The 23,615-nt window shown below is 62.0% G+C and carries 27 protein-coding genes; 13 read left to right on the top strand and 14 right to left on the bottom strand.

Annotated elements, in window-relative coordinates:
* Window positions 1-79: 79 nt before the first annotated feature.
* Entirely contained in the window at window positions 80-853 is a 774-nt protein-coding gene (locus ACW9IB_RS26260; RefSeq protein ID WP_457416047.1) for an L-iditol 2-dehydrogenase, read from the bottom strand.
* 15 nt (window positions 854-868) lie between these two features.
* Window positions 869-2,194: an ABC transporter substrate-binding protein gene (locus tag ACW9IB_RS26255; protein ID WP_457368289.1), complete on the bottom strand. Its 1,326-nt coding sequence runs from the start codon at window positions 2,192-2,194 to the stop codon at window positions 869-871.
* Window positions 2,195-2,403: 209 nt separating this feature from the next.
* Here ACW9IB_RS26255 and ACW9IB_RS26250 point away from each other — a divergent pair, with 209 nt between their 5' ends.
* From ACW9IB_RS26250 to ACW9IB_RS26240, 3 genes are all read left to right on the top strand, one after another.
* Window positions 2,404-3,342, top strand: a complete 939-nt coding sequence (locus ACW9IB_RS26250; RefSeq protein ID WP_457416045.1) for an AraC family transcriptional regulator — start codon at window positions 2,404-2,406, stop codon at window positions 3,340-3,342.
* A 155-nt stretch (window positions 3,343-3,497) separates the two neighbouring features.
* On the top strand, window positions 3,498-4,445 hold the full coding sequence (locus tag ACW9IB_RS26245; protein WP_457416043.1) for a nucleoside-specific channel-forming protein Tsx: 948 nt from the start codon (window positions 3,498-3,500) through the stop codon (window positions 4,443-4,445).
* Between the two features lie 14 nt (window positions 4,446-4,459).
* Window positions 4,460-5,488: a purine-nucleoside phosphorylase gene (locus ACW9IB_RS26240; protein ID WP_457368292.1), complete on the top strand. Its 1,029-nt coding sequence runs from the start codon at window positions 4,460-4,462 to the stop codon at window positions 5,486-5,488.
* Window positions 5,489-5,564: 76 nt separating this feature from the next.
* Here ACW9IB_RS26240 and ACW9IB_RS26235 read toward each other — a convergent pair whose 3' ends face one another.
* The 3 genes from ACW9IB_RS26235 to ACW9IB_RS26225 all read right to left on the bottom strand — a co-directional run bounded on the left by ACW9IB_RS26235 (window position 5,565) and on the right by ACW9IB_RS26225 (window position 7,583).
* A complete protein-coding gene (locus ACW9IB_RS26235) occupies window positions 5,565-6,524 on the bottom strand; it encodes a quinone oxidoreductase family protein (protein ID WP_457416041.1) in 960 nt (319 codons plus the stop codon).
* A gap of 31 nt (window positions 6,525-6,555) precedes the next feature.
* On the bottom strand, window positions 6,556-6,729 hold the full coding sequence (locus ACW9IB_RS26230) for a DUF1427 family protein (protein WP_457416039.1): 174 nt from the start codon (window positions 6,727-6,729) through the stop codon (window positions 6,556-6,558).
* Window positions 6,730-6,818: 89 nt separating this feature from the next.
* Entirely contained in the window at window positions 6,819-7,583 is a 765-nt protein-coding gene (locus tag ACW9IB_RS26225; protein ID WP_457416049.1) for an AraC family transcriptional regulator, read from the bottom strand.
* A 155-nt stretch (window positions 7,584-7,738) separates the two neighbouring features.
* On the opposite strand from ACW9IB_RS26225, the gene ACW9IB_RS26220 reads away from it, so the two are divergent.
* Window positions 7,739-8,011 carry a hypothetical protein gene (locus tag ACW9IB_RS26220; protein WP_457416037.1) on the top strand — a complete coding sequence of 91 codons (273 nt, stop codon included), beginning with the start codon at window positions 7,739-7,741 and terminating at the stop codon, window positions 8,009-8,011.
* Here the strand turns inward: ACW9IB_RS26220 and ACW9IB_RS26215 are convergent.
* Window positions 8,008-8,463 carry a DMT family transporter gene (locus ACW9IB_RS26215; RefSeq protein WP_457368296.1) on the bottom strand — a complete coding sequence of 152 codons (456 nt, stop codon included), beginning with the start codon at window positions 8,461-8,463 and terminating at the stop codon, window positions 8,008-8,010. The two genes, ACW9IB_RS26220 and ACW9IB_RS26215, sit on opposite strands and share 4 nt — an antisense overlap.
* A 4-nt stretch (window positions 8,464-8,467) precedes the next feature.
* The gene (locus ACW9IB_RS26210) at window positions 8,468-8,956 is read right to left on the bottom strand and encodes a DMT family transporter (protein WP_457368297.1); all 489 of its coding nucleotides are present in this window, start codon (window positions 8,954-8,956) and stop codon (window positions 8,468-8,470) included.
* A 116-nt stretch (window positions 8,957-9,072) separates the two neighbouring features.
* On the opposite strand from ACW9IB_RS26210, the gene ACW9IB_RS26205 reads away from it, so the two are divergent.
* The 3 genes from ACW9IB_RS26205 to ACW9IB_RS26195 all read left to right on the top strand — a co-directional run bounded on the left by ACW9IB_RS26205 (window position 9,073) and on the right by ACW9IB_RS26195 (window position 10,879).
* Window positions 9,073-10,005: a LysR family transcriptional regulator gene (locus ACW9IB_RS26205; RefSeq protein WP_457368298.1), complete on the top strand. Its 933-nt coding sequence runs from the start codon at window positions 9,073-9,075 to the stop codon at window positions 10,003-10,005.
* 140 nt (window positions 10,006-10,145) lie between these two features.
* Window positions 10,146-10,505, top strand: coding sequence for a type II toxin-antitoxin system Phd/YefM family antitoxin (locus tag ACW9IB_RS26200; RefSeq protein ID WP_457368299.1), 360 nt, complete (start codon window positions 10,146-10,148; stop codon window positions 10,503-10,505).
* Window positions 10,502-10,879: a type II toxin-antitoxin system VapC family toxin gene (locus ACW9IB_RS26195; RefSeq protein ID WP_457368300.1), complete on the top strand. Its 378-nt coding sequence runs from the start codon at window positions 10,502-10,504 to the stop codon at window positions 10,877-10,879. Before ACW9IB_RS26200 ends, ACW9IB_RS26195 begins: the two co-directional genes overlap by 4 nt.
* 25 nt (window positions 10,880-10,904) lie before the next feature.
* Here the strand turns inward: ACW9IB_RS26195 and ACW9IB_RS26190 are convergent, their stop codons facing one another.
* Together ACW9IB_RS26190 and ACW9IB_RS26185 are read right to left on the bottom strand one after the other, a co-directional pair.
* On the bottom strand, window positions 10,905-12,224 hold the full coding sequence (locus tag ACW9IB_RS26190) for an Nramp family divalent metal transporter (RefSeq protein WP_457368301.1): 1,320 nt from the start codon (window positions 12,222-12,224) through the stop codon (window positions 10,905-10,907).
* Window positions 12,225-12,266: 42 nt separating this feature from the next.
* Entirely contained in the window at window positions 12,267-13,817 is a 1,551-nt protein-coding gene (locus ACW9IB_RS26185) for a DUF726 domain-containing protein (RefSeq protein WP_457368302.1), read from the bottom strand.
* Window positions 13,818-14,009: 192 nt separating this feature from the next.
* On the opposite strand from ACW9IB_RS26185, the gene ACW9IB_RS26180 reads away from it, so the two are divergent.
* Window positions 14,010-14,411, top strand: a complete 402-nt coding sequence (locus ACW9IB_RS26180; RefSeq protein WP_457416035.1) for a RidA family protein — start codon at window positions 14,010-14,012, stop codon at window positions 14,409-14,411.
* Here the strand turns inward: ACW9IB_RS26180 and ACW9IB_RS26175 are convergent.
* Entirely contained in the window at window positions 14,401-15,297 is an 897-nt protein-coding gene (locus ACW9IB_RS26175; protein WP_457368304.1) for a LysR family transcriptional regulator, read from the bottom strand. The genes ACW9IB_RS26180 and ACW9IB_RS26175 overlap by 11 nt on opposite strands.
* A 518-nt stretch (window positions 15,298-15,815) precedes the next feature.
* On the opposite strand from ACW9IB_RS26175, the gene ACW9IB_RS26170 reads away from it, so the two are divergent.
* The gene (locus ACW9IB_RS26170; protein ID WP_457416033.1) at window positions 15,816-17,624 is read left to right on the top strand and encodes a monovalent cation:proton antiporter-2 (CPA2) family protein; all 1,809 of its coding nucleotides are present in this window, start codon (window positions 15,816-15,818) and stop codon (window positions 17,622-17,624) included.
* Between the two features lie 72 nt (window positions 17,625-17,696).
* On the top strand, window positions 17,697-18,251 hold the full coding sequence (locus ACW9IB_RS26165; protein WP_457416031.1) for a hypothetical protein: 555 nt from the start codon (window positions 17,697-17,699) through the stop codon (window positions 18,249-18,251).
* A gap of 460 nt (window positions 18,252-18,711) precedes the next feature.
* Here the strand turns inward: ACW9IB_RS26165 and ACW9IB_RS26160 are convergent, their stop codons facing one another.
* From ACW9IB_RS26160 to ACW9IB_RS26150, 3 genes are read right to left on the bottom strand one after another with little or no spacing between them, the layout of a single operon-like run.
* On the bottom strand, window positions 18,712-19,431 hold the full coding sequence (locus ACW9IB_RS26160; protein ID WP_457416029.1) for an alpha/beta hydrolase: 720 nt from the start codon (window positions 19,429-19,431) through the stop codon (window positions 18,712-18,714).
* Window positions 19,432-19,442: 11 nt separating this feature from the next.
* Window positions 19,443-20,198 (bottom strand): precorrin-6A synthase (deacetylating), encoded by a 756-nt coding sequence (gene cobF, locus ACW9IB_RS26155; protein WP_457369060.1) that lies wholly within the window; start codon window positions 20,196-20,198, stop codon window positions 19,443-19,445.
* A 44-nt stretch (window positions 20,199-20,242) separates the two neighbouring features.
* The gene (locus ACW9IB_RS26150; protein WP_457416027.1) at window positions 20,243-20,797 is read right to left on the bottom strand and encodes a histidine phosphatase family protein; all 555 of its coding nucleotides are present in this window, start codon (window positions 20,795-20,797) and stop codon (window positions 20,243-20,245) included.
* A 198-nt stretch (window positions 20,798-20,995) separates the two neighbouring features.
* Here ACW9IB_RS26150 and ACW9IB_RS26145 point away from each other — a divergent pair, with 198 nt between their 5' ends.
* Complete coding sequence (locus ACW9IB_RS26145; protein ID WP_457369058.1) at window positions 20,996-21,208, top strand: CbtB domain-containing protein; 213 nt, start codon at window positions 20,996-20,998, stop codon at window positions 21,206-21,208.
* A gap of 19 nt (window positions 21,209-21,227) precedes the next feature.
* Entirely contained in the window at window positions 21,228-21,956 is a 729-nt protein-coding gene (locus ACW9IB_RS26140; protein WP_457416025.1) for a CbtA family protein, read from the top strand.
* Between the two features lie 5 nt (window positions 21,957-21,961).
* Here ACW9IB_RS26140 and ACW9IB_RS26135 read toward each other — a convergent pair whose 3' ends face one another.
* Entirely contained in the window at window positions 21,962-22,516 is a 555-nt protein-coding gene (locus tag ACW9IB_RS26135) for a DUF4865 family protein (RefSeq protein ID WP_457416023.1), read from the bottom strand.
* A 93-nt stretch (window positions 22,517-22,609) separates the two neighbouring features.
* Here ACW9IB_RS26135 and ACW9IB_RS26130 point away from each other — a divergent pair, with 93 nt between their 5' ends.
* Window positions 22,610-23,476: a LysR family transcriptional regulator gene (locus ACW9IB_RS26130; protein ID WP_457416021.1), complete on the top strand. Its 867-nt coding sequence runs from the start codon at window positions 22,610-22,612 to the stop codon at window positions 23,474-23,476.
* The last annotated feature ends 139 nt before the right edge of the window (window positions 23,477-23,615 follow it).

Below are 23,615 nucleotides of genomic sequence, written 5' to 3'. Positions count from 1 at the left end.
TTCATGACTGACGCACCGCATTCGCGAGCAAGCCCGCTCCCACATTGATTGGTTCCACAATTTTGATTGGTGTACGGCTCTAGTTCATCCAGTTGCCGCCATCGACGTTGTAGGTCTGGGCCACGACGTAGTCGGCATCTTTGGAAGCCAGAAAAACCGCCATCCCGGTCAGATCCTCCGCCGTGCCCATTCGCCCGAACGGCACCTCGGCCCCGACCCGTTTCTTCTTCTCGCCCGGCGCCAGGCCTTCGTGCCGGGCGAACAGTGCATCCACGCCGTCCCAATGTTCGCCGTCTACCACGCCAGGGGCGATGGCGTTGACGTTGATGCCTTGCTTGATCAGGTTGAGCCCCGCCGATTGCGTGAGGCTGATCACCGCCGCCTTGGTCGCGCAGTACACCGCCACCAGCGGCTCGCCACGGCGCCCGGCCTGGCTGGCCATGTTGATGATCTTGCCGCCATGGCCCTGGCTGATCATCTGGCGGGCGGCGGCCTGCAAAGTGAACAGCGTGCCGGCGACGTTGATCGAAAACAGGCGCTCGTAGCTGTCGCGGCTGATATCGACGATGGGCGCCAGGTCGAACAGCGCGGCGTTGTTGATCAGGATATCCAGCTTGCCGACCTGGGCCACCACGGCGGCAATCGCGCTGTCGATGGAGGCCTGGTCGGTGACGTCCATCGCCACCGCGTAGGCCTGCGGGCCCAGCTCGGCGGCCGTGGCCTGGGCCCGTTGCAGGTTGATATCGGCGATGGCCACGGTGGCGCCTTCGGCGATATAGGCCTGGGCAAAGGCGCGACCGATGCCGCGCGCCGATCCGGTGATCAGCGCACTTTTACCTTCAAGTCGTTTCATGGGGGCTTCCCGTCTCTATTTCGGATACCCGGCGCGTTTCATTTCGCGCTCGGTGGTGGATTGGGCTTCGAGCAGGGCCTGATCGACCGACATGCCACCGGTGAGTGCCGCCGAGAACAGCTTGCCGACCGACGTGCCGATGGCCTGGAATTCAGGAATGGTCACGTACTGGATACCCACATAGGGCACCGGTTGGGCGGAAGGATGCGCTGGGTCGGCGTGCTTCATCATTTCCAGGGTCACCTGGGCGAACGGTGCCGCTTTCAGGTACGCCTCGCTGTAGGTCGACTGGCGCGTGCCCGGCGGTACGTTGGTGATGCCGTCCTTGTCTGCGACCAGTTGGATGTAGTCCTTGGAGGTGGCCCAGGTGACAAAGGCCTTGGCGGCGTCCTTGTGCTTGGAGGTTGCCGGGATCGCCAGTGACCAGGCGTACAACCATGAGGACCCCTTGTCGGTAACTTCGGTGGGCGCCGCGGCAAACCCTACGCTGTCGGCGACCTTGCTTTGGCTTTTGTCGGTGGTGAACGAGCCGGCGACGCTGGCGTCGACCCAGATCGCGCATTTGCCGCTGTTGAACAGCGCCAGGGTTTCGTTGAAGCCGTTGCTGGAGACGCCGGGAGGGCCGGATTGCTTGAGGGTGTTGACGTAGAAGTTCGCCGCAGCGGTCCACTCGGGGCTGGTCAATTGCGGCTTCCACTGCTCGTCGAACCAACGTGCACCAAAGGCGTTGGCCATGGTGCTCAGCAATGCGATGTTTTCACCCCAGCCGGCCTTGCCGCGCAGGCACATGCCGTACTGGTCTTTGTCCTTGGCCGTGAGTTTGGCCGCGAACTCGCCGAGCTGGCTCCAGGTCGGGTGCGCGGGCATGCTCAGCCCGGCCTGCTGGAACAGGTCGGTGCGGTAGTAAGTAACGGTGCTCTCGCCATAGAACGGCAGCGCGTACAGGGTATTGTTGACCGACAGGCCCTGGCGCACGGCCGGGAAAATATCATCGGCGTCGTAGGCGGCCGGCAGTTGGGTCAGGGGTTCCAGCCAATGTTTGGCGCCCCACAGCGGGGTTTCGTAGGTGCCGATGGTGAGCACGTCGAACTGCCCGCCCTGGGTGGCGATGTCGGTGGTGAGGCGCTGGCGCAGCACGTTTTCTTCGAGCACCACCCAGTTGAGCTTGATGTCCGGGTGCTGCTCTTCGAACACCTTGGACAGGCGTTGCATGCGGATCATGTCGCTGTTGTTGACGGTGGCGATGGTGACGGTGTCGGCGGCGTGACTGGGCATGGCCAGGGCCAGTGCGCTGAGCAGGAACAACGCGTGCGGGAGCTTGGCTTTGCAGGTCTGGAGCATGGCGGTTTCCACCTGTTGTTTTTGTTGTCGAGCGCCGATTACAGCAGCTCTGCCGCCCCCTCACAAACGAATGGCGAATGCACGACTGGTACTTTTTTAACCGGTTCGCCAGGATCAAAAAAGTATCGGTCCCGAGCGAAACCGGGGGTAGCGCACACCGCGTCCACGCGCGTATTTTGACGCGATACAGACCCACAAGAGGCATCGCCATGCCCGTCAGCCGTACCACCCTGTTCGAACATCGCCCCGCCGAACTGGAAGTGATCCTGCCCGAGCCGGACCACTGTTTTCGTTGGTTCGAACACGATTACCCCTACGACCTGGCGCGCTGGAACCACCATCCCGAGTTCGAGATTCACCTGATCCGCCAGGGCAGCGGCAAACTGGTGGCGGGCGACTATATCGGTGCGTTCAGTGCCGGGCATGTGGCGCTGATCGGTCCCGACCTGCCCCACGACTGGATCGGCGAACTGGCCCCCGGCGAGTACCTGACGGGCCGCGACGTGGTGCTGCAATTCGACGGCGCCGCCCTGCTCGCCCTGCGCAAGACCTTGCCGGAGCTGGGCGACCTGCAACAGCTGTTCGAACGCGCGCGGCGCGGCCTGGAGTTCAGCGGCGACACCGCCGTGCAGGCGGCGAGCCTGATGGAGGCCATCGGCAAAGCCCAGGGCTTGCAGCGACTGATCCTGTTCCTGCAACTGCTCGATACGCTGAAAAACGCCCCCGGCCATCATGTTCAGGCCCTCGCCAGCCCGTGCTACGCCCCTACACTGGACGCGCGCAGCGCCGAGCGCATCAACAAGGCCTTCGATTACCTGATGCGCGAACTGACCGGCGATGTGCGCCTGTCGGTGATCGCACAGCAACTGGAGATGAGCGAGCCGGGTTTCTCGCGCTTCTTCAAGCGCAACACCGGCCACGGTTTTATCGACCTGATGCGCAAGTTCCGCGTGCAACGTGCCTGTCGGTTACTGCTGCAAAGCGATATGTCAGTGGCCGATATCTGTTTTGAAGTGGGCTACGCCAACCTGTCCAACTTCAACCGGCACTTTCGCATCGAGATGAACCAGACGCCGAGCGACTATCGTCGCGAAACCGCAATGCACCTGTTCAATCGCATTGAAAAAATGACACCCAGTCAATTCTGATCAAAAGGTCGATTAATTCCGGTTTTTCCCCTTTTATTCAAGCCATTGAGCGAAGTTGGTACAACCCGTGCAAACGTTTGCGGAATGAACTTGACCGCCAGGTTCGCCACCACCCGAAGAATCGGGTTCAAACCGCGTACGAATAGGGATTTTCAATGCACTCCACCGCCAGGCGTCCTGCCTCCTTTGGTGTTTCCTTGCTACTGGCCGCCGTTACGGGAGTACTCAGTACACCCATTTTGGCGCAACAACCTGCCGTCGATGAGTCAGCACAGGGCGAAACCCTGAGCCCGGAAGCCAGCCCGCCGAAACAAGGCGCCTACTTTTCCGACTGGTTCAACCAGGACCTCACGCTCATCGGCAGCAAAGACATCAGCTTCGGGCCCAAACCCCAGGATGACGTCTACCTGGAGTACGAATACTTCGGTCGCAAGGGGCCCTTCGAGTTGTACGGTTATATCGACGTGCCGAAGATTCTCACCATCGGCAACAGCAATGACAAAGGCGTGTGGGACCATGGCTCGCCGGTATTCATGGAGCACGAACCACGGATTTCCATCGATTACCTGGCGGGGCGCAGCCTGGCCATCGGCCCCTTCAAGGAATGGTACGTGGCGTTCGACTGGATCTACGACCACGGCAGCAACAAGGCCAACCGTGCCAATACGCTGTACAGCGGCCTGGGCACCGACATCGACACCCACTCGCGGGTCAACCTGTCTGCCAACTTCTACGGGCGCTACCAGTGGGAAAACTATGGCGCCAGCAATGAATATTCCTGGGACGGTTACCGCGCACAGATGAAATACATCGTGCCGATCACCCGCTTCGACAACGGCGCCTCACTGACCTACATCGGTTTCACCAACTACGATTTCGGCTCGAACCTGCACAAAGACAACCCCGCGCGCACCGCCAACGCGGTAGTGGCCACCAATGTGCTGTTGTATTCCTTCACCCATCTGCGCTTCACTCTGGTCGGCCGCTACTTCCACAACGGCGGCAACTGGGAAGACGGCAGCGAGCTGAATTTCGGCGAAGGCAACTTCCGCGCCCGCTCCGACGGCTGGGGTTACTACGCCGGCGTGGGCTACCAATTCTGATCAAGGAGCACTCGATGAAAACGTTGACCCGTCTCTCTATCGCTGTCGGCCTGGCCGTGCTGCCCCACATGGTGCTGGCCGATACGCCTGCGCCGATCAAACCCAAGGTGATGCTGATCACCATGTTCGCCCCCGAGGCGCAAACCTGGATCGATCGCCTGGAACTCAAGCAGGAAGTGCGCGTGCCGGGGCTGTCCGCCGAATACCCGGTGATCCGCTGCAACACCCAGGATGTGTGCCTGCTGGTGACCGGCATGGGCCAGACCAACGCCGCCGCCTCCACCCTGGCGCTGGCCCTGTCGCCCAGATTCGACTTGCGCCAGAGCTACTTCCTGATCGCCGGGATCGCCGGCATCAGCCCCAAGCACGGCACCATCGGTACCACCGCGTGGGCGCATTACCTGGTGGAGTTCGGCACCCAGTGGGAGCTGGACTCGCGGGATGCGCCCAAGGATTGGCCGACCGGCTACATCGGCATCAACACCAAAGGGCCCAACGAAAAACCACCGCTGGACTACAAAACCGAAGTGTTTGAGCTGAACCCCAAATTGCAGGCCAAGGCCTTCGCCCTGTCGCAAAAAGTGGAACTGACTGAAAGCAAGGAGTCCAGCGCCTGGCGCAAACACTACCCTGCCGCGCCAGCCAACCAGCCGCCGCAAGTCACCCGGTGCGACACCGTGGCAGGCAACACCTGGTTCTCCGGCACACGCCTGAGCGAACGCGCCGAAGTCTGGACCCGGCTGCTGACCGACAACAAAGGCGAATACTGCACCACTCAACAGGAAGACAACTCCACCTATGAAGCGCTGCTGCGTGCCAGCCGTGAAGGTTTGGTGGACATGCAGCGCCTGGCCGTGGTGCGCGCAGGTTCGGACTTCGACCGTCCTTACCCGGGCTACAGCGAGGTGGATAACCTGCTGAAATACGCGGACCAGGGCGGGTTCGTACCGGCGCTGGAAAACCTGTACCGCACGGGCAACCCGCTGGTGCAGGCGATCCTGAAGAACTGGTCGGCCTGGGAAAAAGGTGTTCCTGAGGCGTGAAGCATGATCGTTCCCACGCTCCGCGTGTGCTTTAGCGCCGTGACGCGCTGCGTGGGAACGATCGGATAGCGGGGTATCAGGGCAGGAAGATGATTTTGTCTGCGCTACCGCTGTTCACTTCCTCATAGCACTGCACGCCATCGGCCAGCGCCACTTCGCGCAGGCCGGTGGGCAGTGGCAGCGAACCCTCATCGAAGAAGCGTCCAAACTGCTCCAGCATCACTGCGCACTGTTCACAGTTGTAGAGCAGTGAATTGATGCCCACCACCGAACCGCCCTTGCGGTACAACGCCAGGGCGGGCAACTGCACAAGGCCGTCAACCGGCGCGGCGATAATCGCGATCCGCCCGAACGGCGCCAGCGCCGCCACCGCCGCCGGCAACCAGAAACCCGTGGTATCGAAGATCACGTCGGCACCGCCCTTGAACACCGCATTCACCTGCGCGCCCAGCCCCTCGGGCTTGCCCAGGGCGATGGCTTCGACGCCTTGGGCCTGCAGCACCTCCACCTGTTCAGGTCGACGCACGGCGGCCAGCACCTGGGCACCGCGAATTTTTGCCAGGGCCAGGGTCGCGCTGCCCACCGCACCGTTGGCTCCGATCACCAACAGCCGCGTGCCTTGGCCGACACCGCTGCGCTCCAGTGCGTCCCAGGCGGTGGTGTACGGCACGCCAAGGCTGGCGGCCTGGGCAAAACTCAGGTGGGCAGGTTTATGTGCCACGCCCTTGGCCGATACGCTGAGGTACTGCGCGTGGGAGCCGTCGGCGAAGAAACCCAGGTCGCGCCCCGTGCCCCAGACCTCCTGGCCCACCAACGTCTGCGGTCCTTGCACCACCACACCGGCAAAATCACGCCCGGCAATGCGCGGCAGCGTGGTGTAGGGGAAACGGCCAAGCACGTTTTTCACATCGCTGGGGTTGAGGCCCGCCGCCTTGACCTGCACCAGCACTTCACCCTCGGCGGGTACCGGTGTGGCAACGTCGACGAAACGAAGGGCGGACAGGTCGCCGGTGGCGGAAAATTGCAGTGCTTTCATGACAGGTATCCATCGAAGAGAAAGAGAGGCATCAGGACCACCAGGCGCTGATCAGTTGCCGGCCCATGGGCCAGAGCTTTTCACCCAGCAGCATGCCCATCAGGCCCACCAGCGCGATAGCGGGTGGAGCGGGCGAACGGAAGTCCAGGGCGCCGTAGATCACGCCGACAAACAGGCCGATGGCAAGGGAAATCAGGTAACTCATGGGGGCTGCGCCTGCTAGGTTGATGGGCGCAGTGTAGAGGTCCTGTTCCTGAAGCATCGGCCAAGTGCTTCAGGATTTCGGCCAAGCCTTCAACCGCGGTACTGCGAAGGAGCAATCCCCAGTTCGCGACGAAACATGTCGCTGAAACTGCTCGGCGAATAGCCCAGGGAGCGCGCAATAGCGCTGACCGACTGGCCCTGGATCAACTCCGCCACCGCCGTGGCCAGTTGTACCTGGCGCCGCCATTCGGCGAACCCCATGCCCAGGTTGTTCTGGAACAACCGCGCCAGGGTGCGCACGCTGGCACCCGCCGTTTCGGCATGGTGTTCGAACGGAATCTCCAGGGACGGCGCGGCCATCACCGCCTGACAAGCGCTGACCAGGCGGCGGTCGGCCTCTACCGGCATGGCGATGCGGATCTGCGAGCGGCGGGCCCGTTGCAGTTCCAGCAGGGCCAGGCCGACCACGGCGTCGTAGTAGGCCGCATCGCCCTGATCGCCCTCGTCCACCAGGGTGACGATCAGTTCGCGCAACAGCCCACCCACTTCGATCACTTGCACCTGGCTGTCCAGCGTCGCCGCCAGTGCCGGGCGCAGATAAATATTGCGCATCTGCAGGTCCGAGACCACGCGGATCCCGTGTTCGACTCCCGGCGGCAGCCACACCGCACGCTGGGGCGGCACCACCAGCGCTTCGCGTGGCGTCTCGACCCACATCACCCCGCTCATGGCATAGAGCAACTGGCCCCAATCATGACTGTGGGGCTCCACGAACAATCCACGGGGGTAGGTGCGTGCCAACGGTTGCACGGGAACGGCGTGATCACTGAGGTCGGGGGGCGCGGCCAGGGCCATGGAGCACACATCAATCAAGGGTGAGGCGCCATGGTAATCACCACCGTTCGACAATCCGAGTGAATTTTCGCAGACCCCCAGGATCACTTGCCTACACTCAACCCCATATCGGGCCGCCAGGATGCGCGTGCCCAGGCTGGATCAAGGAGCCCCCCATGGATTGCCCCATCCCCATCAACGGCAAGGCGCGGATCGATTACACCCAGGACACACTCTTCGGGCCGTTGGCCAGGCATGTCGAATGCCAGGTCAGCGTGCAGCAGCAACCGGGCTGGATGGTGCTGAAGGTGTTTCAACCCCTGCCCAATGACCTGCACGCGGCGCAAACCGTGGTATTTGCCCTGGAGGGCCGGCGCACCAGCGGCGTGGTCAAGGACAGCCAGCGGCTGTCCGATCACAGCCTGCGGCTGGAGTTGGAAGTCGGTTAATCGACCTGTCGGGCATTGCTGCGGTACATGAACACCAGTGCCAGCGCCAGGCACAGCATCGCGACGATACGGTTGCCCGACAGCTCGATGGCCGGGTTGCCCAGCCAGCCGAAGTTGTCGATCAGCATGCCCATGCCCAGTTGCCCGACGATCACCGCCACCGTCGCCACCGCCGTGCCCACCACCGGCACCGCGCCAACCATCACCATCATGTACACCACACCGAACAGCGCCCCGGTGAGTTGCCATTTCGGCACGTCCAGCAGGCTCACGGCATGGGCCGGCTCAAAGAACAGAATCAATAGACCGGTGCTGATCGCCCCCACTGAAAACGTCAGCAGGCTGCTGCGCAGCACGCCCACGGTCTGGCCCAGACGCCCGTTGATCGCCGCCTGCACACTCAACACCGCGCCGGCGGCAATCACCACTACCAATAACAGAATCAGATTCATCGCCTTAACCTCGAGCAATCAAAACCAGTGCAACCACAATCAGCACCAGGGCCATCCAGCGCTCACCATTGACCCGCTTGCGTGCAGCGCCGAACCAGCCGAAATGGTCGATCAGCACACTTTTGCCGACCTGGCCCGACAGGATCGCAATCATGGTCATGGCAATGCCGATATGCGGCGTGGCCAGGGTCAATACCACCACGTACATCGGCCCCAGGAACCCGCCGATCAACTGCCAGCGTGGCAGCTCGGTCAGCGCCGGGCCCTTTTGCGGGCCGCTGAACAGCAACAACAGAAACAGAATCGCCGAGCCCACGCCGAAGATGCTCAACGTGGCCCATAAATGCCCCACCTGCACACCCAGCGGCCCGAGCAGGCCCGCCTCCACCGACAGGCCCATGCCGGCCAGGATCACCAACGGCAGCAACAGCCATCGCAACCGGTTTTTTTCCGGCATGGCCTGGGCCACACCCTCTATGGAACGTGCCTGCATACATCACCTGCGCTTCAGGAAAGGAACATGGCGCGCATTATCCGGTGGCCCTTCTGTGCGATAAATGGGAGCATGCGTACAACACTTTTGCACAATACGCACAGCCTGGAGCCACCATGCAGGGCTTGAATGAATTGAGTTTCAAGGCACTGCGCCTGTTCGTCGCGGTGCTGGACCACGGCAGCTTTTCCGAAGTCGCCCGCCGCGAAAATCTGGCGCCCTCCTCCATCTCCCGGCAGATCCAGTTGATGGAACAGGCCATCGGCCAGCAATTGCTGTACCGCCACACCCGCGCGGTCAGCCCCACTGAAGCCGGGCGCCTGCTCGGGCGCCACGCGCGCCTGATGCTGGAACAACTGGAAAGCGCCGGCCAGGCCTTGCAGGAACAGGACAGCGAACCCAGTGGGCTGGTACGCATCAACGCCCCCATGGTGTTTGGCCAGCGTCACCTGTCACCGTGGCTGGGAGCGCTCTGCCAGCGCTATCCCAAGCTGCAACTGGATATCCAGCAAACCGATACCTACGTCGACCCGCTGCAAGATGGCACCGACCTGTTGTTTCGCATCGGCGTGCTCAACGACTCCAGCATGCAGGCGCGGATCTTCGCCCCCCAACGCTTTCGCATCGCTGCAAGCCCGGCCTATCTGGCCCGCCATGGCACGCCCGAGCACCCGGACGAACTGCTCAGGCATCAATGCCTGGCCTACAAAGGCATCACCGGTCAGCAGCGCTGGTTCTTTCGCCGTAACGGCGGCGACTGGACGCCCTACAGCGTCAAGGGCCCGATTACCGGCAACCATGCCGACACCCTGACCCACGCCGCCGAGCAAGGCCTGGGGTTGGTGGTATTTCCCTCCTGGCTGATCGGCGAAGCTTTACGCGCAGGCACGCTGCAAGCGGTGCTGACGGACTATGACGTCGCAACGACCCTGGAACCTCAGCAGATCGCGGCGCTATGGCCGGGCAGCCGGCGGTTGTCGCTGAAGGTGCGCACGGTGATCGATTACTTTGTGGAATGTTTTGGCACGGTGCCGTATTGGGATCGCTGAGCGTTGCAGGTGGCAAAACGCTGAGTGGATGAGGAACTTTCCTAGACGCCGAAGTAGTCCCGCTCTGAATTTACGGGCCACTATTTTTTGCACTTGGCAGGCTGCGGCAGACTTTGGCGAAATCGGTTTGGAGAGTCTCCATGGAGTTCATGTACCGGAAACAGTCGCGCGCCGAGCGCGCAGCATTAACCAGCGGTCGCCCCGTTTTGGATAGCTCACCCAGTTTTGGCTATATTTGGCCAAAATCGGGAGAAACTGACATGGTTACCATCCCTTTGGGTGAGGCAAAAAACAACTTGTCGAAGCTGGTCGATGAAGCCGCCGCCGGCAAGGTCATCACGATTGCAAAGCATGGACGTGCAATGGCGCAGTTGGTGCCTGTGGGAAAATCCAAAGGCCGTCGAATAGGTGCCATGAAAGGAAAGCTCGTCATTCCCGCAGACTTCGACGCACCCCTGCCGGATGACGTGCTGGATGCCTTCGAAGGCAGCCATTCATGAGGGTGTTGCTGGATACCCACATCCTGCTTTGGGCGTTGAATGATGACCCGAAGTTATCCAGCAAAGCTCGAAAACTCATTGAGAATGCAGCAGAAATCTACGTGAGCGCGGCAACGTTCTGGGAGATGGCGATCAAGGTCGGCCTGGGCAAGCTGGATATCGATCTGGATGAAATTCGTGAATACAGCCTGGACAGTGGTTTTGTCGAACTGCCCATCACATTGGAACATGCCCTGTCGGTGAGCGACCTTGAGCATTACCACAAGGACCCTTTTGACCGGCTCCTCGTTGCCACCGCCATGAGCGAGCCCATGAGGTTATTGACCGCAGACCCACAGATCGCCCAGTACACCTCCCTGGCCATCCTGGTCTAGGTCATCACCGTCACGAACGTTCACATCAAAACAGCCACTGGCCGATCAACCATGCATTCGCCCCGCTGATCACCGTAAACAGAAACCACGCCAGTATGCGGGTGGGCATTCGATTGACGAATGGTCCCATCAACTGTTTGTCGCCAGTCATGCGGATCAAGGGGTACAGCGCAAAGGGCAATTGCAGGCTGAGGACTACCTGGCTGAGGATCAGCAGCTTGCCGATGGCATCGTCGCCCATCAGCCACACCCCAAGGAACGCCGGGATCAGCGCCAGCCCACGGGTGATCAAACGGCGTTGCCAGCACGGGATACGCAGGTTGAGGTAGCCCTCCATGATCACCTGCCCGGCGATGGTGCCGGTAAACGTCGAGCTTTGCCCCGAGGCCAGCAAGGCGATGCCGAACAGGATACTGGCAAAGACGCCACCGACCAGGGGGTCAAGCAAGTGGTAGGCGTCCTGGATTTCCACCACATCACTGTGGCCGGTCTTGTGGAAGGCCGCCGCGGCCAGCACCAGGATCGCGGCATTGACCAACAACGCCAGGGCCAGGGAGCCGATGGTGTCGATACGTGCCAGCTTGACCGCATCCTGTTTGCTCGCGAGGTCCTTGCCGATCAGGCGCGTCTGCACGATGGAGGTGTGCAGGTAAAGGTTATGGGGCATCACCGTGGCGCCGAGGATGCCAATGGCCAGGTACAGCGGAGCCGCGTCGCTGAGGGCCGACAATGAGGGGGTGAAGCCGCTCAACACTTCCGGCCAGTAGGGTTTGATCAGCACCAGCTCGATGAAGAAACACACGCCGATGGTTGCCACCAGCGCCAGCATGATCGCTTCCAGACGTCGGAAACCACGGTTTTGCAGGGCCAGGATCAGCAATGTGTCGAACGCGGTAATGACAATGCCGGTGGTCAGCGATACACCCAGCATCAGATGAAACGCCAGGGCGCAGCCGAGCACTTCGGCAAGGTCGGTCGCCACAATCGAGATTTCCGCCAGCACCCACTGAGTGCGCGCCGAACGTTTGCTGTAGCGTTCACGGCACAGTTGCGCCAGGTCTTTGCCGGTGGCGATCCCCAGTCGCGAGCACAGGCACTGCACCGCCATCCCGGCGAGACTGGCCAGCAGCACCACGAACAACAGGCTGTAACCGTAGCGCGACCCGGCCTCGATGGCGGTGGCCCAGTTGCCCGGGTCCATGTAACCAATCGAAATCAACAAACCGGGGCCGGCGAACATGAGGATGCGTTTGAAGAATGAGGCCTTGGGATCAACGGCGACGGAGCCGGCCACTTCCGGCGGGCAGAACGGGGCGGTAGCGATTTTCGGCAGGCTGAATTTCACGCGGTATCCCAGGCAAACACACTTAGACAGGGGCGCAGCTTATCAGTCGGACCCAACCGTGCGCACCACTGTTTCCCGGGGCAGATCAAACGCCTCCACCACCTGTACCACCAAATCCATTTCCTGGTTGAGGGCTTCACGTTCCATGCGTTGACGAATCAAACCGACCACCAGCACCGCCAGGGTGGTGATCGAATAGGCCGGCCCGGAAAAAGCGCGCACGCCGCTCACCAACAGCATCGCCGCCGCCAGCGCCTGGCCCACCACCGGGACCGCCGTGGCCGCTCCACGCCGCAGCATGAACCCGGTGAGCCCAGCCAGGGCCGTGCCACTCAATGCCGTGGTGGCCGAGCGGCCGACAGTGAAACGGCTGAACAGGCCTTGTTCCTTTTGCGCAGCCGCCGTGAGCTCGGCGTCGAACACCTGACGGTCGGTGCTGCTGAGTTTGTCCTTGTACTGCTCGATGAGTGTTTCGGCGACCTGGGCTTCCAGGGTCGCCAGCGCCACCGTTTCGAGCGGTTCGTCGAAGCGGATCCCCAAGCGCTGCACCACGTCCTCGGCAATCTGCCGATAACTCACACCATGGCCTCGGGCAATGTTCATGAACGTATCTCCGCCCATGCGCTGCAACTCGATCGCCAACTTGAGCGGCTCGCGTACCGACGCATCGATCGAAGCGCTGCGCTTTTGCGCCATCAACTCGGCCAGAAACTTCAACTCATCGGGTCGCGCCTGCACCAGCGCCGGGAACAATTCCACGTCCTCCTCGGCAAAGCGCACTTCGCTGCTGCGCTGATCCGCGCGGATCATGCCACGCCGCTCCTGTAGCAGATCGGTGTACTGCACCACCGTCTGTAACTGCGGCCAATACGAGGCGTGATCGAAAGTGGCCAGGTGCACATTGGTCACCTTGGCCTTGAGCGCCGGCGTCAGTGGAATGGCGTAGCGCCCGATGCAACGCTCGGTGTCCGGTTTCAAGGCCAGGGCCCAGTCACGACTGGAGTGGCAGTTGATCACCCGCCCCTTGAGGGGTGCCGACACTGCGTCCCAGGGGCTGGAAGTACAGATTGCGCCCCCCATCAGCAACAGGTGATTGAGCGGCAATTCGCGAGCGATCTCGGGGCTGGCCAGCAGGCTCTTGACCAGAATCCGTGCGCCCAGCGAATGCCCGATCAAGTTGATCCGCTCTACCGCGAGTGATTCGGCGTGCAGATAGCGGACAAGCTCCGGCAGCAGGCTGCCGGCCACTTCATCGACCCGGGCTTCGACGCTCTTGTAGTGGTCGAGAAAATACGCAATCGCCTTGCCTACCCCGACCGTCGCGGCCCCGAGGCCACCGCCCAGCATCGAGGTGATCACATCCTTGAACGGCGCAAACAGGTTTTCCAGGAAATGTCCCGCAGGCCAGAACAGCATCAGGTTGGTCGAACCTTCGATGCCCGCCAACTGCTGGGTGAAATTGCCCAGTTGTTGCGGGTTGAAGAACGCCGAGTAACCGTGCACGTAGAGATTGAGCACCTCTCCCTTGGGTTCTCCACATAACAGAAACGTGGGCTTGCGGGTGCGGTGCATTTCATCCCACGGGTGTTGCATGGGGCGATGACTCCTGGTGACAAAGGGACAGCGATAGTAGCAAAGCGGGATCCACAGCGAGGTGAATCCTGACCGCCACAAGCGCGGCGGATTATGCACAACGGTGAACAGTCATGCCAAAAAACCGGGATTTTGTTCGCTCATTTCATCCTCTAGCATCCGCCATGTCTTGAACTGAACCGAGGAAATACCATGAGCAATGTCGAGTTTTTCGTCACCCCGGGCTACGGCGATTACCTGCGTGAACACCTGCATTACTCACAGGCAGTCAAAGTCGGTAACCGGGTGGAAACCTCCGGCCAAGGGGGATGGGACGACGCGCTCCAGATTCCCGCCGACCTGGCGGAAGAAATCGCCCAGGCGTTTCACAACCTGGACCGCACCCTGACGGCAGCCGGCGCGGGTTGGGAGCACGTGATTCACGTCAACTCCTACCACGTGGGCGGCTTTCCTCCCGAGGTCAACGAGGCGATGGTCAAGCAATACCGCCGCTACATGCCCGACCATGCGCCCATCTGGACGCAGGTTGGCGTCGAAGCCCTCGGCTTGCCGACCATGCGCGTGGAAGTCCGCGTGACCGCGATCATTCCCTGATCCCGAACGTGCGCATCACCCACTCGGTGAACACCTTGAGCCGCGCGCTCTGATGGCGATTGGGTGGGTAAAGCAAGTGCAGCGGCGTGGCCGGGCGTGACCACTGCGGCAACACCTGCACCAGTTGGCCGGTGTCCACGTAATACTGCACGATCGCCTTGAAATGCTGCCCGACGCCCAGCCCGGCGAGCAGCATTTCCTTGAGACCGTTGCCTTCGTTGGTGGAATAGGCACAGTCGTTCACTTCGATGCGCCGCCCACCCTGCTCGAAAATCAGCGGCTCCGGCTTGCCTGAGCCGGTAAAAAAGTAACCGGCCTTGAGGTGATTGCGCGCCAGGTCTTCCGGTGAAGTCGGGATACCGTTGCGTTCCAGGTAGGCGGGCGCGGCGCAAGTGAGGTATTCCAGGTCTGCCACCTTGCGGCCGATCATGGCCATGTCATCGAGCTTGCCGGCGCGAATCACACAGTCCACACCCTCCCCCACGATATTCACCGCACGGTCGCTGATGCCCAGGGCCACGGTGATATCGGGGTATTCCCGATGAAAGTCCACCAGGGCCGGAATCAGCAGGCAATTGGCAAACGAAGCCGGCGCATCCACACGCAAGTGCCCGCGCGGCTTGAGAACCTGGCCGCGCGCGGCACTGTCGACTTCGTCCAGTTCGGCTACCAGCCGCCGGGCATGCTGGTAATACTCCAGCCCCTCGGAGGTCGGCGCCAGGGCTCGGGTGGTGCGGTGCATCAGTTTGATGCCCAGGTGCTTTTCCAGATCGGTGATCAGCTTGCTGACGGTAGAACGTGGCAACGCCAACTGATCGGACGCCCGACTGAATGAGCCCGTGTCGACAACACGGACAAAGGCGCGCATGGCGAGAAGTTGATTCACAAGGGCGACCTATAGCAGAGGGAAACCGGGCTCATTGTCCATCAACCTGCACAATGGGGACAGAAAATAACAAGCCGTTATTCAGCGTTTCAAAGCGATACCTCTCCGAAACCGGAGACATCGTTTACACATTGAAACTTCGACGCGCTCCAAAGAAGCGTAAAAAAACCGCCCTTTCGGGCGGTTCAAGGGACTCGGGCCTGATCAGAGCCCGAGGGAGAAATCGTGGGTCAGCGAGTGGTCGTTGTCAGTACGCGGCAGTTGGCCGCCGTCATCCTGCTCTTCGCATCCACCCGTATCGAACACGGAATGACCACAACCGATCCCGTGTGCCAAAACGTTAGTAGACCCGCGGAAAAGTCATTGAATTAAATGGTATTAATACTTTTGTAAGTGCGTCGCCAGAGCGGGCTGACAGTCAACATCCCGCGCCCCGCGCAGCAAAAATACAATTTTCAAAATGTAAAAAGCGCTCTAATACGCCCTGTTGATTCGCTTTGAAGACCCTGGAGTTCGCAATGCCCCATGAAGGCAACCTGTTACAAGCAGCCGTGGTGTTTCTGTTCGCCGCCGTGTTGACCGTGCCCCTGGCCAAGCGCCTGCAACTGGGCGCGGTGCTGGGCTATCTGTTCGCCGGCGTGATCATTGGCCCGTCGGTACTCGGCCTGGTGGGCAATCCGCAGAGCGTCGCGCAGTTTTCCGAACTGGGAGTGGTGTTGTTGCTGTTCATCATTGGCCTGGAGCTGTCGCCCAAGCGTTTATGGGTAATGCGCAGAGCCGTGTTTGGCGTGGGGCTGGCCCAGGTGCTGCTCACCGGGCTGGTGATGGGCGTAGTGGCGCTTTGGCTGTTTGACCAGGCGTGGAACAGTGCCATCGTGCTCGGTCTGGGCCTGGCGTTGTCGTCCACCGCCTTCGGCCTGCAAAGCCTGGCCGAGCGCAAGGAGCTGAACCAGCCCCACGGTCGCCTGGCGTTCGCGATTCTGCTGTTCCAGGACATTGCGGCGATCCCGCTGATCGCCCTCGTACCGCTGCTGGCCGGTAGCGACCACCCGGCCACCGAAGCCCAGGGCGTGCAGCATGTGTTGCAGATCCTCGGCAGCATCGCCGTGGTGATCATCGGCGGACGCTACCTGTTGCGGCCGGTGTTTCGCATCGTCGCCAAGACCGGGCTGCGTGAAGTGTCCACCGCCACCGCGCTGCTGGTGGTGATCGGCACGGCCTGGCTGATGGAGCTGGTGGGCGTGTCCATGGCCCTCGGCGCGTTTCTCGCCGGCCTGCTGCTGGCGGACTCGGAATACCGCCACGAGCTGGAATCCCAGATCGAACCGTTCAAGGGCCTGCTGCTGGGCCTGTTCTTTATCAGTGTGGGCATGGGCGCCAACCTGAGCCTGCTGCTCAGCTCGCCGTTGGTGGTGATTGGCCTGACCCTGTTGCTGATCGGCCTCAAACTGCCGCTGCTGTATGCCGTTGGCCGACTGGCGGGCGACCTCAACCGCGAGAGCGCACTGCGCCTGGGTGTGGTGTTGGCGGCGGGCGGCGAATTTGCCTTCGTGGTGTTCAAGATCGGTCGCGACCAGGGCCTCTTCGAGGCCGGGCTCCATGATGTGCTGGTGCTGACCATCACCCTGTCCATGGCGGTCACACCGTTGCTGTTGCTGGTATGCCCGAAGCTGTTCAAGCCCAAGGCCAAGCCGGTGGACGTGCCGGAGGAATACCGCACCATCGAAAGCGACGCGCCGCGCGTGGTCATCGCCGGCATGGGCCGTATGGGCCAGATCGTCGCGCGGATCCTGCGGGCGCAGAACATCTCGTTCATTGCGCTGGACACCTCGGTGGAAACCATCGAACTGACTCGCAGCTTCGGCGGCATGCCGGTGTTCTACGGTGACCCGCAGCGCCCAGAGATCCTGCATGCGGCCAAGGTCGATCGAGCGGAGTTCTTCGTGATTGCCATGGACGACCCGGAGATCAACATCAAGACCGCCGCGCTGGTGCGCAACCTCTACCCACACATGAAGATCATCGCCCGCGCGCGCAACCGCCAGCACGTGCACCGGCTGGTGGACCTGGACGCTTCACCGGTTCGCGAGACCTTCTACTCCAGCCTGGAGATGAGCCGCCGTACCCTGGTCGGACTGGGTTTGACCGAGGTCCAGGCCGATGCGCGCATCACCCGTTTCAAGAACCACGACCTGCAAGTACTCGCCGCCCAGCATGCGGTATACGACGACGCGGCCAAGGTGATGCAGACCGCCCAGGAAGCCCGCACGGAACTGGCGCGGCTGTTTGAGATGGATCGACTAGAGGAAGAGTCCGACAAGGTGTGAGGCGGCTGGTGAACGATATTGCGATTTTTCTGACAGAATACGCCGCAATTTCGTTCACCTCTGGAGTGCTTCATGGCCACCTTCACCAAGACCGCAGCCTTGCTGGCCCTGGCGCTCACCGCCGGTAGCGTGTTTGCCGCGAGCAAGCCGACCACGCAGACCATCGCCACCCTGGGCGGCAAGTTCACCTTCAACCTGCCCAAGGCCTATGTGGCCGACACCCTGCCCGCGGGCAAGGCCGAAGATGGCACCGGCGACACCCAAGGCACGCTGTACGCCAACCAGACCACAAAAAGTGTGGTGATCGTCGCCGAAACCGTGCGCAACGATGGGGTCACCATTCAGGACAATGACCCGCAGTTCCTCGACGGTGCCGTCGCGGGGTTCGTCAAGGACCAGAGCGCCGCACTGCCCGATTTCAAGAAACAGGCCGAGAAGAAGCTGACATTCAAGGGCCTCGGCCTGCGCCAGGTCGACAGCACCGCCACCCAGGGCGGCGGCAAGACCCTGAACTCGACCTTCCTCGGTGGCTCGGGCAACCGCCTGCTGGTGATCCAGGCGATCTCCCGGGCTGATGATGTGAAGGGGCATGCGGAGTTGGTGAAGCAAATCACCGGCGGGAAATAACCTGCCCCCGAACAACCCAGACTAATGTGGAGCAAGCTGTCGAGCCCCGGCGAGGCTGCGAAGGCGGTGGGGCAGGTGGCATCTGTGTCGGCTGTGCTGCAGTCTTCGCAGGCAAGCCAGCTCCCACATTGGAACGCTGTTGCTGGTGAGAAAGCGTCCGGCACGATGGCCCTGTTGGCAGCGCTTTTTCAGCCACTGCAAGACCTCTGTGGGAGCTGTCGAGCCCCGGCGAGGCTGCGAAGGCGGTGGGTCAGGTGGCATCTGTGTCGGCTGTGAGGCCGTCTTCGCAGGCAAGCCAGCTCCCACATTGGATCTGTATTGTTGGTGAGAAAGTGTCCGGCACGATGGACCTGTTGGCAGCGCTTTTTCAGCCACTGCAAGACCCCTGTGGGAGCTGTCGAGCCCCGGCGAGGCTGCGAAGGCGGTGGGTCAGGTGGCATCTGTGTCGGCTGTATCGCCGTTATCGCAGGCTTTTTTCCAGCCAGGCCTTCAGGTCCTGCACTTCCGCCTCGCCAATCGTATGCGGCATGCCCGGATAGCCGTGGAACTCAGGCTTCAACCCCAATCCCGTCAACACCTCGTTGGCGCGGGTCGCCGAGGCATACGGCAGTGCCTGATCCAGCGTGCCATGGCCGATGAAGATCGCCAGTTTGCCCAGTGAATCATCCGGTTTCAGCTCGGCCTTGAGCACCGGTAGCACGCTGCCACTGAGCGCGGCGATGCCACGTATCAATTGCGGCTGACGCAGCCCCACTTCGTAGGACATGATCGCGCCCTGGCTGAAGCCCACCAGGAACACCCGGTCGGACTGGGTGTGATATTTGGCGGTGGCCTTGGCCACGAAGTCTTCGATGAGCCTGGCGCTGCGTTGCAGGTCGACGGTCTCGCCGTTGTACTCGGCGTCCCCCGTGGTCTTGGTGAACCAGCGATAGCCGTGGGGGTCCACCGGCATCGGTGCACGGGCCGACAGGTAGGTCCAGGTCGACGGCAAGGCATCCTTGAGGCCGAACAGGTCTTCCTCATTGCTGCCGAACCCATGCAGGAAAATCACCAGCGGCTGGTTGCGCGCGTCACCCTGGGTCTGCTCCAGGTACGACAACGGCAAGTCGGTGTGCAGCGTATCGTCGGCATGGGCGGCGCCAGCCACCAGGGCCAGCGTCAGGGCGAGTAGTTTGAGCATGGAGCGATCCCTCACGGTTTACGCAATAAATAAGTGTCCATGATCCAGCCATTCTCCAGGCGCGCGGCCTTGCGCACCCGCTCGATCTCCTCGGCCACCTCACTGACCTTGCCGCTGATAAGGATTTCATCCGGCGTGCCCAGGTAGGCGCCCCAATAGATATCCAGGCCTTGGTCAGCCACAGTGCGGTAGGAATCTTCGGCGTCGAGCATTACCACCAGGGTATCGGCATCACTCGCCTGCCCCGCCGCCAACCGACGCCCGGTGGTGATTTCGACGGACTTGCCGATGCGGTTCAACGGCACCTTATGCCGGGCCGCCAAGGCCTGCACGCTGGTGATGCCGGGGATCACTTCGAACTCAAAGACACAACGACCACTGGCCAGGATCGCCTGCAGGATACGGATGGTGCTGTCGTACAGCGCCGGGTCGCCCCAGGCCAGGAAGGCGCCCACTTCACCGTCAGCCATTTCCTCGTTGATCATGCGCTCGAAGGTCTGCTGTTTGTCGCGGTTGAGGTCCTGCACGGCAGTGGTGTAGTCGATATCACCGCGCACGCGCTCGGGGCAGTCGGCCTCGACGAAGCGATAGCCGGGCTCGGTGATGTAGGTTTCGCAGATCTCGCGGCGCAGGTCGATCAGCTTGTCCTTGCTCTGGCCCTTGTCCATCAGGAAAAACACATCGGTGCGGTTGAGCGCCTTCACGGCCTGCATCGTGATGTAGTCAGGGTTGCCGGCGCCGATGCCGATGATCAGGATGCGTTTCATGGGTTGCTCTCAATGCGGGGCGTGGATTTTGCCATGTTCCGGGGTCAGGCGTGAGTTTCCAGGCGCAGGCGCCAGACCTGGTTGAAGCGCAGCTCGGTTGCCGACAGCGGTTCGACGTCGATCCGGTAGAACATCGACATCGGAAAGCCCATCACGTACAGCAGCGCAGCACGGACCACGAACGGGTGGGTTACAGCGATCACATGCCCGGGTTGCGACTCCAGGGCCTGCATCCATGTCGCAACCCGCGTGCAAATCTGCTCCACCGACTCGCCGCCATGGGGCGCACAGGCGCTGTCGGTCATCCAGTCGATCAGCATTTCCCCGTCAAGTTCACTGATCGCGCGCCCCTTCCACTCACCGAAATCACCATCCCGCAGGGCCTCGTCGACCACCGGCTCGGCACCGAACAAATTCGCGGTCTGGCGGGTCCGCGCTTCCGGCCCACAGAGCAAGCGCGGGGCTTTGCGGTAACGATCGGCCAGGGACAACGCCGCGGTTTGCCACGCCATCGCCACCGACTCGTCATCCGGGAACCGGCCCTGTTTCTGGAACGGCGTGGCGGCGTGGCAAATCAGGGTCAATCGGGTGGCTTGCATCGCAATTTCACTCTGTTTCAGCGCGCAGTCAGCGTAGACTGGCAAAGTTGTTTCAACATGTTACAACGAACATGAAAGAGGAAGCCGGTTCAATGCCGGCGCGGTCGCGCCACTGTATTCGGCCCCACAGCCGTAAGCCAGACCCTGTTTCAGCCCAATCACTATCCAATTCGGGACGCGTCATCCCTGGAGATTCCCATGGCCAACACCGCTGCAACGAATCCTGATGTCTACCTGCCGACCATTCCCCTGGGCGAAATCCTCCCTTGGGCGATCTTCGGCGGCCTGCTGTTGCTGCTGGCGATCTACTTCGTCGGCGCCGAGCAAGGCGCCACTGCCGTATTCAAGGGCATGTACGTGCATGAGTTCGTGCACGACGGTCGTCACCTGCTGGGTTTTCCCTGCCATTAATCCCTCAGAGAGACATGACATGACAGGGCATTTACTCGTACGCGGGATGCTGGTGGGCTTGCTCGCCGGCGTATTGGCGTTTGGCTTCGCCAAGGTCTTTGGCGAGCCGCAGATCGACAAGGCCATCGCCTTTGAAGACCAGATGGCGCAGATGCACGGCGATGCGCCGGAAGAAGAGCTGGTGAGCCGCGAGGTACAAAGCACCTTCGGCCTGTTCACCGGCCTGGTGGTGTACAGCGTGTCCCTGGGCGGCATTTTCGCCTTGGTGTTCGCCTACGCCTTGGGCCGTATCGGCAAGGTCGGCCCGCGAGGCCTGGCTGCGCTGCTGGCGCTGGCAGCGTTCGTGACGCTGATCCTGGTGCCGGGACTCAAGTACCCGGCCAACCCGCCTTCAGTGGGCGACCCGGATACCATCGCCCAACGCACCAAATTGTTCTTCCTGATGCTGCTGGTGTCGGTGGCGGCGGCGGTGATCGCGATCAACGCCGCGCGCAAGCTCATCGCCCGCCGTGGCGCGTGGGCCGGCGCAATCCTGGGGGTGGCGTTGTACATCGTGATCGTCTCGGTGGCCGGCAGCCTGTTCCCGGTGATCAACGAAGTGCCGGAGCAATTCTCGGCCGTGCTGCTGTGGAAATTCCGCGTGGCGTCGCTGGGCATCCAGGTGGTGCTGTGGACCACCCTGGGCCTGGTGTTTGGCGCCGTGGCCGAGCGTAAGGTCAGCCAGCCACGGGCACTGTTCAACTCCTGAGTCCGTCAAATCCCGGGACGGGCCAGGTACAACACCTGATAGCCCGTCCCGGGATGCCCTGCTTCCAGCGCCTTTGCCGACAGGGTGACGCGCACCAGGCGCCAGGCCTGTACATCCAGCGCCAGGAAGACTGCAAAGGTATCGCTGCCATCGGCGATTTGCCGGTTGCGCGCTTTCTCTTCAGCCAGTATCGCGGCCCGGTCCGCCCCCGACGCCAGCGCCCACTCTTCGCGGTACAGGCTCAAGGCCTGCAGCGCCGGCCCGCGCTGCACATCCAGCGGCAGCCAGCTTTCGATGTGCGGCTTGCCGAAGCTGTCGAGCACCTTCTGGAAACGCTCTCCCAACAGAAAATCGCCGGCCTGTAACGGGTCGGACCACAGATACACCGACGAATACAGGTTGCCTACCCCCGGCCCCTGCCCGCGTTCCTGGGCGATGAACGCCTTGAACAGCAGTCCTTCGGCGTGATCCCACAACGGCCCCAACTGCGCGGCGCGCTGGCGGATCAGGCCCATGTCGAAATCGGCGGGCAAGCGGTGCGAATACTGTTTGGCGAACATGGCAAAGCTCCTGTGCAAGTCGAGGTGTCAGCTTGCGCAGGCCGCATGATTTCAGCAATATATCAATCAATATACGTACGATAAGGACTGGATATGACTGAAGCACTCAAGCCTCTGGATATCGATACCGTGCAGGCCTTCGTGCTGGTAGCCGACTTCACCAGCTTCACCCGCGCCGCCGAAGCCCTCGACACCTCCCAGGCCGCGATCAGCCTCAAGCTCAAGCGCCTGGAAGAACGCCTGGGTTATCGCCTGCTGGAACGTACCCCGCGGCATGTGCGGCTGTCGCCCCAGGGCGAGCAATTCATCGTGGCCGCCCGAGCCCTGCTTAACGCCCATGAACGCGCCCTGGCCGATCTGGGCACCCACGCACCGCGCCGCCTGGTAATCGGCATCAGCGACCACGTGGCCGGCCCCGACCTGCCGACATGGCTCAGTCGCCTCGCCGCCTACGACCCACTGGTATTGCTCGAAGTACGGATTGCCGCCTCCCGCGAACTGGTCGCCGCCTTCGACCGGCATGAACTGGACGCGGTGATCGTGCGCAACGAAGGCGACCGCCAGGACGGCGAAGTGCTGGCGGTGGAACGCTTCGGCTGGTTTGCCGCGCTCGGTTGGCAACACACGCCGGGAACCCCCCTGCGCATGGCCACCCTGGCCGCACCCTGCGGCGTACGGCACCTGGCGACCCGTGCGCTGGATGAAGCGCGCATCGATTGGACTGAAGTGTTCGTCGGCGGTGGAGTGATGGCCGTCGGCGCAGCCGTGAGCGCCGGCCTCGGCGTCGCCGCCCTCGCCCACCGCGTTGCCCCCTCCGGCGCAGTGGAAGTCAGCGCGCAATACAGCTTGCCTGCATTGCCGGTGAGCGAAGTGGTGCTTTACAGCCGAATCACGGATGGCCGCTCCAGGGAAACATTGCGAGCGCTGAGTGCAACCTTCCGTGGGGTCCTGCAACGCTGAACCCGGCTGGAAAAACGCTACCCAAAGGCCCATCGCACCGGACGCTTTCTCACCAACAACAGAGTTCCAATGTGGGAGCGGGCTTGTCGGGTCGCCGCATCGCCGCGAAGACGGCGGCACAGCCGACACAGATGCCACC

This window comes from Pseudomonas sp. SDO524_S393, assembly GCF_054071875.1.
The sequence above is the reverse complement of the archived record's forward strand: the minus strand, read 5'-3'. Positions and strand labels throughout refer to the sequence as shown.

Coding starts and splice junctions, on each gene's coding strand:
- ACW9IB_RS26260 (WP_457416047.1), bottom strand. CDS start 853: ATGAAACGACTTGAAGGTAAAAGTGCGCTGATCACCGGATCGGCGCGC.
- ACW9IB_RS26255 (WP_457368289.1), bottom strand. CDS start 2,194: ATGCTCCAGACCTGCAAAGCCAAGCTCCCGCACGCGTTGTTCCTGCTC.
- ACW9IB_RS26250 (WP_457416045.1), top strand. CDS start 2,404: ATGCCCGTCAGCCGTACCACCCTGTTCGAACATCGCCCCGCCGAACTG.
- ACW9IB_RS26245 (WP_457416043.1), top strand. CDS start 3,498: ATGCACTCCACCGCCAGGCGTCCTGCCTCCTTTGGTGTTTCCTTGCTA.
- ACW9IB_RS26240 (WP_457368292.1), top strand. CDS start 4,460: ATGAAAACGTTGACCCGTCTCTCTATCGCTGTCGGCCTGGCCGTGCTG.
- ACW9IB_RS26235 (WP_457416041.1), bottom strand. CDS start 6,524: ATGAAAGCACTGCAATTTTCCGCCACCGGCGACCTGTCCGCCCTTCGT.
- ACW9IB_RS26230 (WP_457416039.1), bottom strand. CDS start 6,729: ATGAGTTACCTGATTTCCCTTGCCATCGGCCTGTTTGTCGGCGTGATC.
- ACW9IB_RS26225 (WP_457416049.1), bottom strand. CDS start 7,583: ATGGCCCTGGCCGCGCCCCCCGACCTCAGTGATCACGCCGTTCCCGTG.
- ACW9IB_RS26220 (WP_457416037.1), top strand. CDS start 7,739: ATGGATTGCCCCATCCCCATCAACGGCAAGGCGCGGATCGATTACACC.
- ACW9IB_RS26215 (WP_457368296.1), bottom strand. CDS start 8,463: ATGAATCTGATTCTGTTATTGGTAGTGGTGATTGCCGCCGGCGCGGTG.
- ACW9IB_RS26210 (WP_457368297.1), bottom strand. CDS start 8,956: ATGCAGGCACGTTCCATAGAGGGTGTGGCCCAGGCCATGCCGGAAAAA.
- ACW9IB_RS26205 (WP_457368298.1), top strand. CDS start 9,073: ATGCAGGGCTTGAATGAATTGAGTTTCAAGGCACTGCGCCTGTTCGTC.
- ACW9IB_RS26200 (WP_457368299.1), top strand. CDS start 10,146: ATGGAGTTCATGTACCGGAAACAGTCGCGCGCCGAGCGCGCAGCATTA.
- ACW9IB_RS26195 (WP_457368300.1), top strand. CDS start 10,502: ATGAGGGTGTTGCTGGATACCCACATCCTGCTTTGGGCGTTGAATGAT.
- ACW9IB_RS26185 (WP_457368302.1), bottom strand. CDS start 13,817: ATGCAACACCCGTGGGATGAAATGCACCGCACCCGCAAGCCCACGTTT.
- ACW9IB_RS26180 (WP_457416035.1), top strand. CDS start 14,010: ATGAGCAATGTCGAGTTTTTCGTCACCCCGGGCTACGGCGATTACCTG.
- ACW9IB_RS26170 (WP_457416033.1), top strand. CDS start 15,816: ATGCCCCATGAAGGCAACCTGTTACAAGCAGCCGTGGTGTTTCTGTTC.
- ACW9IB_RS26165 (WP_457416031.1), top strand. CDS start 17,697: ATGGCCACCTTCACCAAGACCGCAGCCTTGCTGGCCCTGGCGCTCACC.
- ACW9IB_RS26160 (WP_457416029.1), bottom strand. CDS start 19,431: ATGCTCAAACTACTCGCCCTGACGCTGGCCCTGGTGGCTGGCGCCGCC.
- cobF (WP_457369060.1), bottom strand. CDS start 20,198: ATGAAACGCATCCTGATCATCGGCATCGGCGCCGGCAACCCTGACTAC.
- ACW9IB_RS26150 (WP_457416027.1), bottom strand. CDS start 20,797: ATGCAAGCCACCCGATTGACCCTGATTTGCCACGCCGCCACGCCGTTC.
- ACW9IB_RS26145 (WP_457369058.1), top strand. CDS start 20,996: ATGGCCAACACCGCTGCAACGAATCCTGATGTCTACCTGCCGACCATT.
- ACW9IB_RS26140 (WP_457416025.1), top strand. CDS start 21,228: ATGACAGGGCATTTACTCGTACGCGGGATGCTGGTGGGCTTGCTCGCC.
- ACW9IB_RS26135 (WP_457416023.1), bottom strand. CDS start 22,516: ATGTTCGCCAAACAGTATTCGCACCGCTTGCCCGCCGATTTCGACATG.
- ACW9IB_RS26130 (WP_457416021.1), top strand. CDS start 22,610: ATGACTGAAGCACTCAAGCCTCTGGATATCGATACCGTGCAGGCCTTC.